This window comes from Cohaesibacter gelatinilyticus (assembly GCF_900215605.1).
Taxonomy (GTDB): domain Bacteria; phylum Pseudomonadota; class Alphaproteobacteria; order Rhizobiales; family Cohaesibacteraceae; genus Cohaesibacter; species Cohaesibacter gelatinilyticus.
This window is the reverse complement of the sequence record NZ_OBEL01000005.1, coordinates 184,399-201,713: the sequence shown is the minus strand read 5'-3', so window position 1 is coordinate 201,713 and position 17,315 is coordinate 184,399. Positions and strand designations below refer to the sequence as shown.

The following is a 17,315-nucleotide window of genomic DNA, read 5'->3' as shown; positions in this document are numbered from 1 at the left end:
GTCCCGATTATCACTTTTCATGAAAATCGGGAATACTGATGTTCGTATGCCAAAAGGCCCGCATTCAGTTAGGTGCGAGCCTATATGACAATTTGGCTATGCTTTAGCACTCAATTGTGGTGATGGGGAGGCCAAAATTTCAATTTTGGCCTGCTTTTTCCCCTTTTGTTAGGCCTTTGACGCTTTCGCGCCCTCTGCCAACCCTTCGATGATGCTGGTAACAGAGTTAACAGTGGCATCGGTTGCCTTGCCGTCTGCATCCAGACTTTCGCGAATGGCATTGACCAGAACCGAGCCGACCACCACGCCGTCGGCATTTTTGCCAATAGCCTTGGCTTGTTCTGGTGTCTTCACACCAAAGCCAACTGCAACAGGCAGATCGGTGTGACCTTTGATGGTGCTCACCGCTTCGGCCGCGGCATCTGCGTTCAATGCACCAGAACCAGTTACACCGGTGACTGAGACATAATAAACAAAGCCAGAGGTATTCTGCAGCACCTGATCCAGACGTTTGCCTTTGGTTGTCGGCGTCGCCAGACGGATGAAGTTCAAGCCACCATCACGAGCGGGTAGGCAAAGCTCATCATCATGCTCTGGTGGCAGATCGACCACGATCAATCCATCGACACCAGCATCCTTGGCATCCTTGACGAACTTGTTGACCCCCCAACTGTAAATTGGGTTGTAATAACCCATCAAAATGATCGGCGTGTCGTTATCATCTTTTCGAAATTCGCGGACCATATTCAGTGTCTTTTGCATGGTCTGACCGCTGGACAATGCTCTCTGTGTTGCAAGCTGTATCGGCACGCCTTCCGCCATCGGATCGGAAAACGGCATACCAAGTTCGATGACATCTGCACCAGCTTTTGGCATTGCTTTCAGGATTGCCAAAGACGTTTCCAGATCTGGATCGCCTGCCGTGATGAAGGTCACCAATGCAGGACGGTTTTCAGCTTTGCAAGCAGCAAAGCGAGTATCAATGCGAGTTGTTTCCATTGCTTTATCTCTTTTGCTGATTGCTTAATTGCTGGTCAGATCAACGCCCAGATGACCGCCAACGGTAAAGACATCCTTGTCACCACGACCACACAGATTCATTACAATGATCTGGTCTTTATCCATCGTTGGCGCAATTTTGATCACATGAGCCAGGGCGTGGGATGGTTCCAGTGCCGGAATAATACCCTCGGTGCGACAGAGCAGCTGGAAGGCTTCCAGAGCTTCCTGATCGCCTGCCGAGACATATTCCACACGGCCGCTATCACGAAGATAGGAATGTTCGGGGCCAATACCTGGATAATCAAGACCCGCAGAGATGGAATGACCTTCCAGAATCTGACCATCGTCATCTTGCAGCAAATAGGTGCGGTTGCCATGAAGCACACCTGGTTTGCCAGCATTCAGCGATGCGCAATGCTCTTCGGTATCCAGGCCTTTGCCAGCTGCTTCCACTCCAATGATTTTCACATCTTCGTCTTCCAGGAATGGATGGAACAAACCGATGGCGTTGGAACCACCACCAAGACACGCCACCAGCATGTCTGGCAGACGGCCTTCCGCTTCCATCATCTGCTTTTTGACTTCCCGCCCGATGATGGATTGGAAATCACGCACCATTGCAGGATAAGGATGCGGACCTGCGGCAGTACCAATGATGTAATAGGTGTTCTCGACATTGGTTACCCAATCACGCAGGGCCTCGTTCATGGCATCTTTCAGTGTACCTGCACCCGCGGTGACGGGGTTTACCTTACCGCCCAGGAGCTTCATGCGAAACACGTTCGGAGCCTGACGTTCCACGTCAGTCGCTCCCATATAGACTTCACACGGGAAACCAAAACGTGCGCAAACCGTGGCCGTGGCCACACCATGCTGACCAGCACCGGTCTCGGCGATGATACGGGTTTTGCCCATACGTTTTGCCAGCAGTATTTGCCCAAGGCAATTGTTGATCTTGTGACTGCCGGTATGGTTCAGCTCATCGCGCTTGAAATAGATTTTTGCACCACCCAGCTCTTCGGTCAGGCGCTCGGCAAAATAGAGCGGGCTTTCACGTCCCACATAATGCTTGTGAAGATAAGCCAGCTCGTCATGGAAAGCCGGATCGTTCTTGGCTTTCTCATAAGCTTCATTCAAATCCAAAATGAGCGGCATCAGGGTTTCAGAGACGAATTGTCCGCCATAAATGCCAAAAAAACCTCGTTCGTCTGGCCCTGCGGCCAATGAATTGGGCGCAACAATAGCCCCGGTGTCAGAAGATGACTTGGTCATAACGCATTCCTTTATGCGTTGTGCGCGCGGAAAATCTGCAAATACTTCCGAGACGCTCGGATCAAGTGCTTGCAGCTTCCTTCGCAGCGCGAATGAATTGAATGATTTTTTCCCGATCCTTAACGCCGGGAGAGCTTTCAATGCCTGAGGAAACATCAACCCCTTGTGGCCTTGTAAGGCGAATGGCCTCGGCCACATTGTCCGGGTTCAAACCACCGGACAGCATAAAAGGTTTCTTGAGCTGCAAGTTCTTGATCAGACGCCAATCAAAGGAAATACCGTTGCCACCAGGCAATTCGGTCTTCATATCTTTGGGCGGTTTTGCATCAAACAGCAAGACATCGCACACGGCTTCATAATCAGGGATCGGAGCCAGATCAGCTTCATCCCGAATTGCCAGGGCTTTCATCACCGGACGTCCAAATTTTTGACGGATTTCCGCCACTCGTTCCGGTGTCTCGCTGCCATGCAATTGCCAGATGTCTGGATTGATGGCTTCATCAATGGCTTTCAGCTCTTCATCGGTAGCATTGACTGTAAGAGCGACTATGGACGCTTTCCCGCGTACCGGACCCACCAGATCCTTCGCTTCCCCATAATTCACATGCCTCGGGCTTTTTGGAAAAAAGACAAATCCGATCCAGTTGGCCCCGCTGGCAAGACCCGTTTCAATCGTATCTGGCGTGGACAGACCACAAATTTTTACATACATATCTGCCCTCCCCTTTTCCTCGTTAATGGCTCAGTTCGTAAAGATATTGCGCGGCGGCCAAATCTTCAATTGCCGTTCCTACGCTTTTAAACAGGGTGATCTCATCATCCGTTACGCGGCCTTTGACTTCACCTTTGCATAGTTCAAATAAATCACCCTTGATCTGGTCAAGAGTCAAGATGCCATCTGCCAAAGGTTGGACAAGATCGCCCCCTTCTTTGGTTGCGCCGGCTTTTGTATCACAAAAAACATTGGCCCTACGGATCGCTTCATCATCGCTTTCGCGCATATCCGGTCGATAAGCCCCGACCAGATCCAGATGCGCACCCGGTTTCAACCATTCCCCCATGATCAATGGATCGCTTGCCATGGTAGCGCAGGAAATGACATCAGCTTTTGTGGCAGCTTCCGCCAGATCCTCCACTACATCGATATCCAGATCGATATTCCCCATGGATATGACAAGTTGCTCTGCCTTGGCTGGATTACGTCCCCAAACGCGTATCCGTTTAAGTGGGCGTACCGCCAAATGTGCTCGAACCAGATGCTCAGACAGAGCGCCGGTTCCCACCATCAGCAGTTCCTCTGCATTTTCATGAGCTAGATAACTTGCCGCCAAAGCCGAAGCACAAGCGGTTCGCCAGACAGTAATGGCCGGGCCATCCATAATTGCACGAATTTCGCCAGTGGCGCCATCAAGTAACAGATAGGTGCCAAGAATGGAGGGTTTTTGGGCTCTTTGCGCATTATCGGGATAGACGGAAACCATCTTGATACCGACATATCCATTGTTTGAATGCCCTTTTGCCATGGCATCATGCCAAGCTGGCATCAGCAACAATGTGGCGTCAGATTGATCGGGCATCTCAATCGTATGATGGTGTCGAACAGGTGTCGTGATCTCGCCCTGAAATGCTGAGCGAAGCGCTTCCACCAAAGCCGGATATTGCATCAAGCCATTCACGTCATCTGCAGATAGCACATGCATCATCTCTCTCCCGGATCAATTGCTCAGGGCGCACCCAAACATCAGCCCCTGTCTGCATATTCGTGAATTCCGTTGGAAAGAAGCGGGGCTGCCTTCAAAAACACTCTGGCATAACAGGGAAGCCCATCTCACCACACATCGTGGCGAGATGGAGACAACAAAATATATCGAAAAATAATCATGCCTGACACAGGCAAAGGCAACAAAGTCAGTCGCGAATTTTTACGCTGCTGTTTTGGTATCTGGTGCTGGCAAGGAAGGACCAGCAGCTTTGACCTGCTCATTGAGCTTTTCAACCCGCTGATGCTGACGGTCCGCCTCGTTACGCCATTTTCTGGCTTCATAGCGATTGGAACGTGCGGCCTTACGATGACGCCCCTGTTTCAACCATGCCATCACACCGCCGATAAGAATTCCAGACATCAATGCTCCGAACACAATCCAGAACAGCGGCACATCGACAGCAAATGCCGGATTTTCAGGTGAAAACGGGTCCAGGACCAATGGAACCACATGACGGTTGGCCACGGCAAGCGATACGAAGGCGATGCCAAATGGAATCAAAACCAGAAACAGAAACAGGCGCTTGAGAGCTTTCATGATATTCGGATACTCGCTTGGCTTCTATTCCAGATCTTCGCCGTCATTCAAACGCTCACGCATTTCCTTGCCGGTTTTGAAGAAAGGTACAAATTTTTCGGCAACAGACACACGTTCGCCTGTTCGCGGATTTCGACCGATTCGAGCAGGACGGTTTTTGACCGAAAAAGCTCCGAAGCCACGCAACTCAACACGGTCACCCCGTGCAAGCGCGTCGGAAATCTCATCAAGGATGGCATTCACAATATGCTCGACATCCCGTTGATATAAATGTGGATTTTGCTCTGCAATATGCTGAACAAGCTCGGACTTGATCATTGTCCGTGTTCCTTCTATTGACGTCTTCCCCTACCCATCAGGAATTTGACGGGTCGTTCACAATGACGCTGGCATAATGGCTTCTTATTGTTTACTTTTTTGAGCCTGCCAAACTGAAACCAGTCCGTCAAGTTTATGGATTGGTTTTTGTGCGCCAAACAGCTCAATTATTGGCTGTGGTAACCATTTTGACAAGAAAGCGCTCGCGAGACCAAATGGGAGATCATCCCGCAAAGGTGCCGGTTTCCATTCGATCAACTTCAGATCTGTCGATAGCTTGTGTTTTGTCACCATCCAGTTTTTGGCATCTTCCGGACCACCAAGCTCGTCCACCAGTTTCAGACTTACCGCCTGGCCTCCCGTTACAACGCGACCATCAGCGAGCTCGAGTGCCTTGGTGCGGTCAAAAGGGCGATGCTTTGCAACGAGATCCACAAACCATTGATAAGAGTCGTCGAGCATCTTGGCGATCATATCGCCTGCTTCCGGAGTATAGGGAGTGAATGGGTTTGGCTCAGCCTTCAAGGGCGCGCTCTTGATGGACCGCATTTCAACGCCGACAGTTTCCATCAATTTGGTCACATCGGTATATTGAAACAGAACACCAATGGATCCGGTGATTGTGGACCGGCGTGCAAAAATCCGTTCTGCAGGCAAGGCAATCATATAACCAGCTGAGGCTGCAATGCCATCCATCGAAGCGACCAATGGTTTGGTCTTGCCCAAATCGACCAATGCTTCATAGAGGGCTTCTCCACCCGATGTTGCACCGCCTGGACTATTGATAACCGCCACAACACCCTTGACGGATTTGTCTTCTTTGAGTTTCTGGATCAAATCCAGTTTTCGCTGTTCTCCCAGAATCACACCATCAAAATTGACTTTCGCAATATGCTGTCCGCCTTTGGTCAGACCTCCACCATCAGATGTCATTGACAAGCCGAGGGCAATAACGCCAGCAACAACCAGCAATACGGTGATGACACGCCAGAAAGTCACCTTGCGGGACAAGCGGCGGCGTTCGATAAGTTGGTCGGCATCAAAAGGCATGAATCCATCCTGAATAGGTCAATTTGGCAGAGCTATACCCTGTCTGCTTGCTATCGGTAGCATCGGCTTGCCGATCAAGGCAATCGATAAGACTTGGCAGCATGGTAATCCATCCTACCTGAAAGCACATTCCCAAACATTGGTAAAAAGACCTTTTATTCAAGGTCCGAAAGGGGTTTTTCGATCGACTTAATCCCAGACACAAAAAAACGCGGCTCAAATGAGCCGCGTTTTCAGATTTGGAAGCTTCAATTATGAAGCATCGACTTACTCGTCGCGCGCTTTCAGAGCTGCACCAAGAATATCGCCGAGGGATGCGCCAGCATCGGAAGAACCGAACTGTGCAATGGCTTCCTTCTCTTCTGCAACTTCCAGTGCCTTGATGGACACGGACAGCTTGCGGGATTTTTTGTCGAACTGAGTGATGCGTGCATCAACTTTTTCACCGACCTGGAAACGGTCAGTGCGCTGATCGCCACGGTCACGAGCCAGATCACCACGACGAATGAACGCAGTCATATCGGAGTCAGTTACTTTAACTTCCAGACCGTTTTCTTTCACTTCGGTGATTTCACAAGTGATAACCGCACCGCGCTTCAGTTCGCCAGAAGCATCTTCAAACGGATCGCTTTCCAGCTGCTTGATGCCAAGGGAGATACGCTCTTTGTCAACATCCACATCGAGGATGACAGCTTTGACCATATCGCCTTTGTTATACTCTTCCAGAACCTGCTCGCCAGGACGGTTCCAATCCAGATCGGACAGGTGAACCATGCCGTCGACTTCGCCTTCCAGACCAATGAAGAGACCGAATTCGGTTTTGTTCTTCACTTCACCTTCAACGATGGTGCCCTGTGGATGGCTATCGGCAAAGACTGCCCAAGGGTTGTCGAGGGTCTGTTTCAGGCCGAGGGATACACGACGCTTTACAGGATCAACTTCCAGGATCATCACTTCCACTTCCTGAGAGGTAGAAACGATTTTACCAGGATGAACGTTTTTCTTGGTCCAGGACATTTCAGAAACGTGGATCAGACCTTCGATGCCTGGCTCCAGCTCAAGGAATGCGCCGTAATCGGTGATGTTGGTTACGCGGCCGGTGAATTTCTCACCAACTGGGTAACGCTGCTCGATTTCGGACCAAGGATCGGTTTCCAGCTGCTTCATGCCCAGGGAAATACGATGAGTTTCCTGGTTGACGCGAACGATCTGCACCTTAACGGACTGGCCAATGGACAGCACTTCGCTTGGGTGGTTGATACGACGCCATGCAATGTCGGTTACGTGCAGCAGGCCATCGATGCCACCAAGGTCAACGAACGCACCGTAATCGGTGATGTTCTTGACGATACCTTCAACAGTCTGACCTTCTTTGAGGTTCTGTACCAGCTCAGAGCGCAGCTCTGCACGGGTTTCCTCAAGAATAACACGACGAGACACAACGATGTTGCCACGTCGCTTGTCCATTTTCAGAATCTGGAAAGGCTGTGGGGTGTGCATCAGAGGTGTAACATCGCGGACCGGACGGATATCGACCTGGGAGCGTGGCAGGAAGGCAACAGCACCATCCAGATCGACGGTAAAGCCGCCTTTGACCTGGTTGAAGATAACGCCCTGTACTTTTTCTTCTGCTTCGAAGGCTTTTTCCAGCTTGCCCCAGCTTTCCTCACGACGTGCCTTGTCGCGGGACAGAACAGCTTCGCCCAAAGCATTTTCGATACGCTCGAGGTAAACTTCAACCTCGGAGCCAATCTCAAGACCACCGTCTTTTGCCTGCGCACCAAACTCTTTCAGAGACACACGGCCTTCAACTTTCAGACCTACGTCGATGATGGCCATGTCTTTTTCGATGCCAACGACGGTGCCTTTGATAACGGAACCCTCATGCGGCTCTTCCGCGGAGAAGGATTCGTCAAGAAGGGCTGCAAAATCTTCCATGGACGGATTAAGATCGCTCATAAAATCTCCTAAATGGCCATTTCAGGCCTATCGCGCCAATTGGGTTGGTGTGTATAAACGCGCCTTTCTCGCCGTAGCTTTTATCAAAGCTACCCCAGCCTCATCCCAGAAGATGAAACCAGTCTGGCGCGAAACCGGCCAGAAAGGGCTATGGGTTTTTGAATTCCCGACAAGCTGCTACAGGAAAAAACTCTGCAATAGCAAGCATCAAACGCCAAAAAGGGCGCATGCTGCACCCTCTTCGTTCAGATACCTGCTTGATCACTTGACAAGAGATCTCTGTGCAAGAGTCTTTTCCACCAAGCTCACGGCCTGCTGGAATGCGCCTTCTATATCTAATTTTGACGTATCTAGCAAGTGCGCATTTTCCGCGGGTTTCAGCGGCGCATCGGCCCGGTTCATGTCCCGCTCGTCTCTCATTTTGACATCTTGCAGAATCTGATCGAAATCGGCGTCTTGCCCTTTGCCAAGTATTTCATCCGTGCGACGTTGTGCCCGTACCTCTGGCGATGCGGTCACAAACAGTTTTACATCCGCATCCGGGCAAACCACGGTGCCGATGTCACGGCCATCCAAAATGGCTCCGCCTGGCTGATTGGCGAAGTTTCGTTGCGCTTCCAAAAGAGCCTTGCGTACAGATGGCATGACAGCAACCTTGGATGCTGCCTCACCGATATGATGAGCTGAGAGGATGTTTCGATCCAGTTTGCCCAGATCGACCTTCTGCGCCATCTCGCATGCCAACACCTCATTATCCAGCGGCAGATCTGCTGATAGAAGTGCATGACCAACAGCACGAAAGGTAAGTCCCGTGTCCAGATGAGGAAGCATGAAATGCCCCGCCAGCTGGCGAGAAAGAGTGCCTTTGCCCGATGCTGCGGGGCCATCAATTGCAATTATCATTGCGGTATCCTTCTTCCTTCACGCCGAAAATCTACCGCCTAGACCTGTCATCAGATCTACAAAGCCCGGGAACGACGTGTTGATGACGGCACCATCATCCACTTCAACAGGCTTTTGCGAAGCCAGTCCCATGACAAGGAAACTCATGGCAATGCGGTGGTCCAGATGGGTTACCACGGTGCCACCACCGATTTGGTTGGAACCACCTTTGACAACCAGATAGTCCTCACCTTCGATATGCGGAACATTGTTAGCCGTCAGACCTGCGGCTACGGCAGACAAGCGATCACTTTCCTTGACGCGTAATTCTTCCAAGCCTTCCATGCGGGTTTCGCCGTTGGCAAAGCTGGCCGCAACGGAGAGAACCGGATATTCATCAATCATCGATGGCGCGCGCTCTGCAGGAACCGTAACACCTTTGAGATCGGAATGACGGACATGGATATCTCCAATGCGCTCACCACCACTTTCACGTTCATTCTCAATGGTTAGATTCGCTCCCATTTCAACGAGCGTGGTCAAAAGCCCGGTGCGGGTCTCGTTGAGAAGCACATTCTCGACCAAGAGATCGGATCCCGGCGTGATAAGTGCTGCAACTATCGGGAAAGCCGCAGAAGATGGATCCGCTGGCACCGTCACATTTTGTGCTGTCAGCTCTTGCAAGCCTTCGAGCGTCAGAACGGTCTCACCTGCCTCATTGATTTCTTCGCCGAGTTCGGCCCCAAAGCCACGTAGCATTTTCTCGGTATGATCGCGCGTTTTGACCGGCTCTATCAGAGTAGTGGTTCCCGCCATGTTCAGACCAGCCAGCAGCACGCAGCTTTTTACCTGCGCCGATGCCATCGGTACTCGATAGGTAATTGGAGTTGCCGGATCAGCACCCTTGATGGTCAGGGGCAGCCGATCCTTGGAGCGAGCCAAGACTTCAACACCCATTTCGCGTAGTGGATTGAGCACCCGCCCCATCGGGCGGCCGGACAAAGACGCATCGCCAATGAAAGTGGAAGCAAAGGCGTGAGCGCCCGCCAATCCCATGACAAGACGAGCTCCGGTACCGGAATTGCCAAAATCCAGCACATCGATTGGTTCCAAAAGAGATCCTGTTCCCACGCCGGTCACATGCCATAGGCCTTGATCATCTTTATGAACCTGCGCACCAAATGCCTGCATTGCTTTTGCAGTATTCAACACATCTTCCGATTCCAGCAAACCGGAAACAACCGTCTCACCCTTGGCCAAAGCACCAAAGATCAGCGAACGATGTGAAATGGATTTATCGCCCGGGACCTGAAGCTTTCCTTTCAGACCATCTGAACGAAGAGAGGATAATGGTGTCATGTTTGAGGCATCATGTGCCATAATATGCCTATCGGCCGCATCCGGGGCGGCTGTTTGCAAAAAGCCAATCGCGCTCGCATTTACACGATTTTTTAGTGTTGGTCACCTTGATATCAGGACAATTGTGGGTTTTTGCAGCAATTGGGTCGTTTTTGCTTTTGACAGGCCGCTTAAGGTTGTCTAATGGAGGTCTTCAGAGTTTTTGAAACAAGAATCTAGGCAAAGAGGCAAAGCTGTGGCACGACCAGAACTTGGCACCAAGCGGATTTGTTTGGACTGTAATGCCAAATATTACGATCTGAATCGCGATCCTATCACCTGCCCAAAATGTGGCACCATCTTTGAGCTTGCAAAACCAGCAGCTCCTGAAGTGCCAGAGATTGAAGAAGAAAGCACCGAGGTCGAGGTTGAAGAAGGCGCTGCGGAAGCAAATGCCGAAGTTATCTCCCTGGAAGATGCCGATGCCGAGCAGGCCTCCAGCATTGAAGTACCAGATCTGGATGATGATTCCAGCAGCGACGATGCCGATGTTTTCCTTGATGACGAGGAAGATGAAGATTCCATGGCCAATATTGGTCTGGATGTGGCAGTTCCATCCAATGATGAAGAATAAGAACGCTTAGACCAGCATTCTTGTTCCTTCATCAACAGACCAAATGCATGCGAACGCGGCAGAATTCTGTCGCGTTTTCTTTTGGCTTCTATGGGTCTGTCGTCTCGCAGAATTCAGAGAATTGCGTGCTTTGACAGAAATCTACTCGACTGGGGAAAGATTTGCATATCAGACAAAAAAGGGATTGATTTCAAAAAAATCCCTGACTATGTTCCGCCTCACCACCTGATCGGTGCATACCAGTCAAAGATGTGGGGCTATAGCTCAGTTGGGAGAGCGCGTGAATGGCATTCACGAGGTCAGCGGTTCGATCCCGCTTAGCTCCACCATTTTACCATTCCCTTGTTTCAAGTCACTTAAGTGTCTGAAAGGTAATGTAGTTTTTGCGGTTCGATAACCCTTATTTCGACCATAGGTCATGGGGTCTGCAAAGGCCAATCTCAGGACAAGTCTCCGCAACGAAATTTGCCCAGAAGTCCATAAGTTCCAAGGGTTTTCCAGGAATTTGATACCCGGTTCGATAATGTCCACGAAGCTGCATGCCGATTTGTCTGATTCTTTGAGTTTTGAGACTATACGTAGCTTCTCACTATCCAGACTTTTCAGGTGCTTCTCATAAGCTGTAACCAGAGCATCACTATCCGCGCTGACAATCCGCTTGACCAAGGCTTATTCTTTTTTCTCGACATCTTCTAATGCTTGGTGAAGCGCATCTTGTATGAAATCGATCTGTACCCCGCGCTGATCCCATGCATGCTGAAAGATGGTTTACGAGCGCCCAGCCATCGGCTTCAAACTCCATACATAGCAAAACACGATTATCAATTCCGGTATCTGATACAACAAGCCCATCGAAATGTAGTTCTTCGAGACCCGTTATAGTGAGTGCTTGTTCCGAATGGGAGTTGGAAATGCCTTAGCAGAGTAACAGCGAAATCCCCTGGATGCTGTTTGTTGAAAATATCCGGCCCTGTCCTGCTCCGTCCCGTTGAAATCGTCATTCCGTAACACATCCGTCTCTACGGCTGTGTCAATGAAGGTTTCCGAAATCGGACTTGAAGCGCGCATTGAAGAAATTGCGCGAGGGCCGTCTTCACCATGATACTCATTCCCTTCTGGCCCATGCTTTCAGATCTGGTGGATCTGCACTGTCGTGACGGCAATCAGGGCTAGAATGTCATCGACAGAGCAGCCGCGGGACAGATCGTTGGCGGGTTTGGCCAGACCTTGCAAAACAGGTCCGATCGCGGTCATGCCACCGATACGTTGCGCGATTTTATAGCCGATATTGCCGGCATCAAGATTGGGAAAAATGAAGACATTGGGACGGTCTTCCAGGGGACTATCAGGTGCTTTAGAAGCACGGATTGATTTCTCAAACGCCGCATCAAACTGAAGCTCACCACCCACGACCAATTCTGGGTGATTTTCTTGCAATTGCGTCGCGGCTTCCTGCACCACGGCCACACGTGGATGGGCAGCGCTGCCAGAAGTGGAGAAGGATAGCATCGCTATCTGAGGATCCTGACCCAACAAAGCCTTGCAGGATTGGGCCGACGATAGCGCTATGGATTGCAGCTCCTCACAATCCGGTTCCACCACGAGACCGCAGTCAGAGAAAATCATGCCACCTTTGCCCTTTTTGTGGCCGGTATGGTGGGGGGCGCAGGCCAGCATCAAGAAGAAGCTGGAAACGATATTGCTATCCTTGGCCTTACCAATGATCTGCAGAGCTGAGCGGATCGTATCAGCCGTTGTCGCAACCGCACCAGCAATCGTTCCATCCGCATCGCCTGTATGCACCATCATGGCGGCATAGTTCAGCGGTTCTTTCATTGCAGCCAACGCTTTATTGGCATCGACGCCCTTATGGGCACGTTTTTTATGAAAGAGTTCGGCATAATGTGCCAATTGTGGGCTGGTTTCCGGTTCGATGATAGCGATATCCTTGGCTTTGTCGCCAAAGACCATCAGGTCTTTGCTGATCCGATCCTTGCGCCCCAAAAGAGTTATGCGGCTCAGACCATCTTCACTGGCCCGAATGGCCGCTTCCTGAATGCGTGGATCTTCTCCTTCAGCCAATACGATATGGCGAGGCTTTTCCTTTGCGAGATGAAAGAGTCTTTCAAGAGGTTTCATCGGAGATCTCCTTAGCAGCCTCGCGGGCTAGGTCAGCAATTGCAGGCCAGCAATGATGACACCTGCAATGAAAATGGTTTCCAGAACGATCAAACCAATGGCGGGACCACCCACTTCCAGCACCTTGCCGAGGGAAGTTTTCATGCCAACGGCTGCAATAGAGGTGAGCAGAGCCCAACGGGACACAACGCCAGCCCAATCAACCAGAATTTGCGGAATCAGATGGGCGCTGTTCAGGCCTGCCAAAATCAGGAACATGATCACAAACATAGGCAGCAATGGTGGCTTGGATGCACCGGTCTGGCTGGCACCGTTATAGCGGGCGCGGATGACCAAGGTTGCGACCAGAACCACTGGGGCAAGCATGGTCACGCGAATGAGCTTGACCAAGGTGGCCACTTCGCCGGTCTCATTGGAAATGGAGAAGCCCGCACCAACAACCTGCGCCACATCATGAATAGTACCGCCGAGGAAGACACCACTCTGGCGGGTGTCAAATTCAAACAGGCTCGACAGGATAGGATAGAGCACCATGGCAATGGTTGAGAGCACGGTTACGCCAAGAACGGTGAAAATCAGATTGCGCTCCGAGAAATCCTCACCTTCGCTATCGTTGTTATTTTTGGGCAGGATTGCGCCGATGGCCATAGCTGCAGACGCCCCACAAATCGCAACAGAGCCGCCGGTCAGAAATGAGAATTTGCTGTCAAACCCAAATAACTTACCAACGGTGAGGGCAAATAAAATGGTCAGGATCACACCGCCAACCACCAGGCTAATCAACTGCGGTCCCAGATCCATCAACAAGTCTACGGAAATTCTGGCGCCGAGCAGAGCAACTCCAATACGCAGAACAGTTTTAGCTGTCAGTGCAATGCCTTTGACCGCTCGGCCTTCCTCTCCCAGAAAATTCAGCGCAATGCCAAGGAGCAATGCCATCAACATGGCTGGGGCGCCATAATGGTCAGACAGGAATTGTGCGGTCGCGGCAACTACCAGACAGATCAAAAAGCCGGGAACAGCCAAGCGCAATTCTGGAAGTTTGGATTGCAAGGTCTGTGTCAATGAAATGCCCATTTGAAACCTCTGATATGGCAAAATGTTTCGAAAAGAGTCAGCTATTAATAGCTATCGACCAATCACCCCGCGGAAATTTCGAAAAAATTGATGCATAGCCGAATGTGAGAGATTGGGGGAAAATCCGGCTATGCTCGGAATGCCAGACGGACAAGGTCTGGAGGAACGCAAACGGTTCCTTGTCAATGCCTGGCATTCCATATCCTGGTCGGATGGGTTGGGCCGATGGATAAACTGCCCAACCCTTCGCGCATAAGGCTTGCGATTAGAGAGCGCCTTTTTGCAGAACCATGTCGTTGATGTCGACGCCGGCCACAGAAACAGGCTTTTTCATAGCATCGCGGCGGAATGGCTCGCCCAGTTCCTGATTGAGCATGACTTCGATGAAAGTGGTTTTGCCATTATTCATCTGGTCATCTACAGCCTTGGACAGTGCTTCGGTCAGCTCCTGCATGGAGAAGACAGCAACACCTTCCAGACCACATGCTTTTGCAATGCCCGCATAGGACACATTGGTGTCGAGTTCGGTTCCGACAAAATTGTCATCGAACCACAAGGTGGTGTTGCGTTTTTCAGCGCCCCACTGATAGTTGCGGAAGATCACCATCGTGATAGGCGGCCAGTCATCACGACCAACGGATACCATCTCGTTCATCGAGATGCCGAAAGCACCGTCACCAGCAAAACCAACCACTGGTATATCCGGACGACCTATCTTTGCGCCACAGATTGCTGGCAGACCATAACCACAAGGGCCGAATAGACCAGGAGCAAGGTATTTGCGGCCCTCTTCGAAGCTCGGATAAGCATTGCCAATTGCACAGTTGTTGCCGATATCAGATGTGATGATCGCATCTTTCGGCAAAGCCGCAGAGATTGCCCGCCAAGCCATACGAGGAGACATCTTTTCCGGCTCACGGCCGCGAGCGCGCTCATTCCACGTGGTGCCTGGATCGTCATCTTCATGATCCATGGAGGTCAGGGCTTGAGCCCATGCAGATTTGGTCTGTGAGATCAGAGCTTTGCGGCCGTCACGATCATGATCGCCTGCGGTAGAAGACAAACGCTCAAGAATGGAAGTCGCCACTTTCTTTGCGTCACCAACGATACCAACGCTAACAGGTTTGGTCAGGCCGATACGGTCCGGATTGATATCCACCTGAATGATCGCCGCATCTTTTGGCCAATAATCAATACCATAACCTGGCAGGGTGGAGAATGGGTTCAGACGCGTGCCAAGAGCAAGAACCACGTCTGCTTTGGAAATCAGTTCCATACCTGCCTTGGAGCCGTTATAGCCCAGAGGACCGGCATGCAGTGGATGTGTGCCGGGGAAGGCATCATTGTGCTGATAGCCACAGCACACAGGAGCAGTCAAACGCTCTGCCAATTGACGAGATTCATCGATCGCGCCGCCAATCACAACGCCAGCACCATTGAGGATAACAGGGAATTTGGCATTGGACAGCAGCTCTGCTGCACGATTGATGGCTTCTTCACCGCCGCCAGGACGCTCGAATTCAACAATCTGAGGCAGATCTATATCGATGACCTGGGTCCAGAAATCGCGTGGAATATTAATCTGGGCAGGCGCAGAAGCACGCTTTGCCTGCAGGATCACACGGTTCAGAACTTCAGCCATGCGGCTGGCGTCGCGAACTTCTTCCTGATAGGCAACCATGTCTTCAAACAGGGCCATCTGTTCCACTTCCTGGAAACCACCCTGACCGATGGTCTTGTTTGCAGCCTGCGGGGTTACCAGCAGAAGTGGAGTGTGGTTCCAGTAAGCGGTCTTGATCGGGGTCACCAAGCTGGTAATGCCAGGACCGTTCTGAGCAACGACCATGGACATTTTACCGGTAGAACGAGTGTAACCATCTGCAATCATGCCTGCGTTACATTCATGAGCGCAATCCCAGAACTTGATCCCTGCAGCAGGGAACAGATCTGAAATCGGCATCATGGCAGATCCGATGATGCCAAAGGAATGCTCAATGCCGTGTGCTTGCAAGACTTTGATGAAAGCCTCTTCGGTTGTCATCTTTACCATTTTGTTCAACCCTCCAATTGGTCTGAATTGCGGTTCAACAAGCTTCCTATCAATCAATGTCAGCGAAGAGTTGCCTTGTTGATGACGAGGATTTTTGTTTTCTTGACACTCAGGATATGGTATGAAAATAATAATGCAAACGTTTTCATAAATTTTTTCATAAGAGAGAATTCGCATGAAAAAACAAAAAGATAAGATCGATATTTTTGCAGTTGCTCAACAGGCTGGTGTTTCACCAGCTACGGTTTCGAGGAGCTTCAATCATCCCGATCTGGTCAAACCCACTACCCTGAAGCGCATTGAAGACGCTGTGCGCAATCTTGGATACATTCGCAATCGTGCTGCTCAGACCATTCACGGCAAGCGTAGCGGCACGATCGGACTGGTGGTGCCGGTGGTGACCAATGCCATTTTTTCCGAATTGATTCAGGCTTTCACCGAAGTAGCAGACGACAAGGGTTTCACCATTCTCATCGCCACCCATGGCTTCAATCTCAAAAAGGAAGAGTCGGTTCTGCGCAAACTGCTCGAACATCGAGTCGATGGAATTGCTCTTATTGGACTTGATCATCTGGACGCGACCTATGTGTTGGTCGAGCAGCAAAATATTCCATCCATCGCCATGTGGAATTTCAATGACAAATCGCGCCTTTCCTGTGTCGGTGTCGACAATTTTGAAGCAGGCTATCTGGCTGCCAAGCATTTGATTGATCTCGGCCATACCAAATTCGGTCTCGCCATGCCGCCGACAGAAGAAAATGACCGCGCCCGTGCCCGTAATGCTGGGGCGGTGGCTGCCCTCAAGGATGCTGGTCTGCAAGCATCTGAAGAATGGGCCGTGGAAGCACTTTATGATGTCTCGCAGGCCAAGCAGGTCTGCCTGTCCTTGCTCTCTCGCGATAACCTGCCAACAGCCCTGATTTGCGGCAATGATCTTATTGCCAAATCTGCTCTTTTCGCCGCCCAACGCTTGAAATTGGATGTGCCAAAAGAATTGTCGATCGTGGGGATTGGTGACTTCCCTGGATCTGCCGATCTGGAGCCGGGCTTAACCACAGTTCGCATACCCGCCCGCCATATCGGGCGACAAGCCATGCATCACCTGGCAATTTCCATAGCAGAACAAAATGTCACCAGCATCATGCGATCCAAGCTTGATGTGTCCTTGGTCGTTCGCGGATCAACTCACACAGCACCATAAGGCGATTGCGAAACCTCACCTGACAACGACAAACCCAAATGAAAGAGCTCAAATGGATCACCGCCATTCAAGCTCTTTGCCATGTTTGGTATT

Annotated in this window: 15 protein-coding genes and 1 tRNA gene; 3 read left to right on the top strand and 13 right to left on the bottom strand. The window is 50.9% G+C overall.

Annotation, left to right across the window (positions count from 1 at the left end):
* Nucleotides 1-168: 168 nt before the first annotated feature.
* The 10 genes from trpA to aroA form a co-directional block, all read right to left on the bottom strand.
* Complete coding sequence (gene trpA, locus CRO57_RS18655) at nucleotides 169-999, bottom strand: tryptophan synthase subunit alpha (RefSeq protein WP_097155006.1); 831 nt, start codon at nucleotides 997-999, stop codon at nucleotides 169-171.
* A gap of 24 nt (nucleotides 1,000-1,023) precedes the next feature.
* Nucleotides 1,024-2,274, bottom strand: a complete 1,251-nt coding sequence (trpB, locus tag CRO57_RS18650) for a tryptophan synthase subunit beta (protein WP_097155005.1) — start codon at nucleotides 2,272-2,274, stop codon at nucleotides 1,024-1,026.
* A 61-nt stretch (nucleotides 2,275-2,335) separates the two neighbouring features.
* Complete coding sequence (locus CRO57_RS18645; RefSeq protein ID WP_097155004.1) at nucleotides 2,336-2,986, bottom strand: phosphoribosylanthranilate isomerase; 651 nt, start codon at nucleotides 2,984-2,986, stop codon at nucleotides 2,336-2,338.
* 22 nt (nucleotides 2,987-3,008) lie between these two features.
* A complete protein-coding gene (lhpI, locus tag CRO57_RS18640) occupies nucleotides 3,009-3,977 on the bottom strand; it encodes a bifunctional Delta(1)-pyrroline-2-carboxylate/Delta(1)-piperideine-2-carboxylate reductase (RefSeq protein ID WP_342068286.1) in 969 nt (322 codons plus the stop codon).
* Nucleotides 3,978-4,196: 219 nt separating this feature from the next.
* Entirely contained in the window at nucleotides 4,197-4,574 is a 378-nt protein-coding gene (locus CRO57_RS18635) for a LapA family protein (protein ID WP_210200939.1), read from the bottom strand.
* Between the two features lie 24 nt (nucleotides 4,575-4,598).
* Nucleotides 4,599-4,892, bottom strand: coding sequence for an integration host factor subunit beta (locus tag CRO57_RS18630; protein WP_097155002.1), 294 nt, complete (start codon nucleotides 4,890-4,892; stop codon nucleotides 4,599-4,601).
* An 84-nt stretch (nucleotides 4,893-4,976) separates the two neighbouring features.
* Nucleotides 4,977-5,942 carry a signal peptide peptidase SppA gene (sppA, locus tag CRO57_RS18625; protein ID WP_097155001.1) on the bottom strand — a complete coding sequence of 322 codons (966 nt, stop codon included), beginning with the start codon at nucleotides 5,940-5,942 and terminating at the stop codon, nucleotides 4,977-4,979.
* 267 nt (nucleotides 5,943-6,209) lie between these two features.
* Entirely contained in the window at nucleotides 6,210-7,901 is a 1,692-nt protein-coding gene (rpsA, locus tag CRO57_RS18620) for a 30S ribosomal protein S1 (protein WP_097155000.1), read from the bottom strand.
* Nucleotides 7,902-8,162: 261 nt separating this feature from the next.
* Nucleotides 8,163-8,804: a (d)CMP kinase gene (cmk, locus tag CRO57_RS18615; RefSeq protein ID WP_097154999.1), complete on the bottom strand. Its 642-nt coding sequence runs from the start codon at nucleotides 8,802-8,804 to the stop codon at nucleotides 8,163-8,165.
* Between the two features lie 18 nt (nucleotides 8,805-8,822).
* Nucleotides 8,823-10,163 (bottom strand): 3-phosphoshikimate 1-carboxyvinyltransferase, encoded by a 1,341-nt coding sequence (gene aroA, locus CRO57_RS18610; RefSeq protein ID WP_097154998.1) that lies wholly within the window; start codon nucleotides 10,161-10,163, stop codon nucleotides 8,823-8,825.
* A 214-nt stretch (nucleotides 10,164-10,377) separates the two neighbouring features.
* On the opposite strand from aroA, the gene CRO57_RS18605 reads away from it, so the two are divergent.
* Both CRO57_RS18605 and CRO57_RS18595 read left to right on the top strand, forming a co-directional pair.
* Nucleotides 10,378-10,755 (top strand): TIGR02300 family protein, encoded by a 378-nt coding sequence (locus CRO57_RS18605; protein WP_097154997.1) that lies wholly within the window; start codon nucleotides 10,378-10,380, stop codon nucleotides 10,753-10,755.
* 253 nt (nucleotides 10,756-11,008) lie between these two features.
* Nucleotides 11,009-11,084: transfer RNA gene (locus tag CRO57_RS18595), tRNA-Ala, on the top strand.
* A 799-nt stretch (nucleotides 11,085-11,883) separates the two neighbouring features.
* On the opposite strand, the gene pta is transcribed toward CRO57_RS18595, so the two are convergent.
* The 3 genes from pta to xsc form a co-directional block, all read right to left on the bottom strand.
* Nucleotides 11,884-12,894 (bottom strand): phosphate acetyltransferase, encoded by a 1,011-nt coding sequence (gene pta, locus CRO57_RS18590; protein WP_097154995.1) that lies wholly within the window; start codon nucleotides 12,892-12,894, stop codon nucleotides 11,884-11,886.
* A 27-nt stretch (nucleotides 12,895-12,921) separates the two neighbouring features.
* Complete coding sequence (locus CRO57_RS18585; protein ID WP_097154994.1) at nucleotides 12,922-13,971, bottom strand: YeiH family protein; 1,050 nt, start codon at nucleotides 13,969-13,971, stop codon at nucleotides 12,922-12,924.
* Between the two features lie 265 nt (nucleotides 13,972-14,236).
* On the bottom strand, nucleotides 14,237-16,021 hold the full coding sequence (gene xsc, locus CRO57_RS18580) for a sulfoacetaldehyde acetyltransferase (RefSeq protein WP_097155181.1): 1,785 nt from the start codon (nucleotides 16,019-16,021) through the stop codon (nucleotides 14,237-14,239).
* A gap of 175 nt (nucleotides 16,022-16,196) precedes the next feature.
* Between xsc and CRO57_RS18575 the strand changes: the two genes are divergently transcribed.
* Nucleotides 16,197-17,222: a LacI family DNA-binding transcriptional regulator gene (locus CRO57_RS18575; protein WP_097154993.1), complete on the top strand. Its 1,026-nt coding sequence runs from the start codon at nucleotides 16,197-16,199 to the stop codon at nucleotides 17,220-17,222.
* Nucleotides 17,223-17,315: the final 93 nt, after the last annotated feature.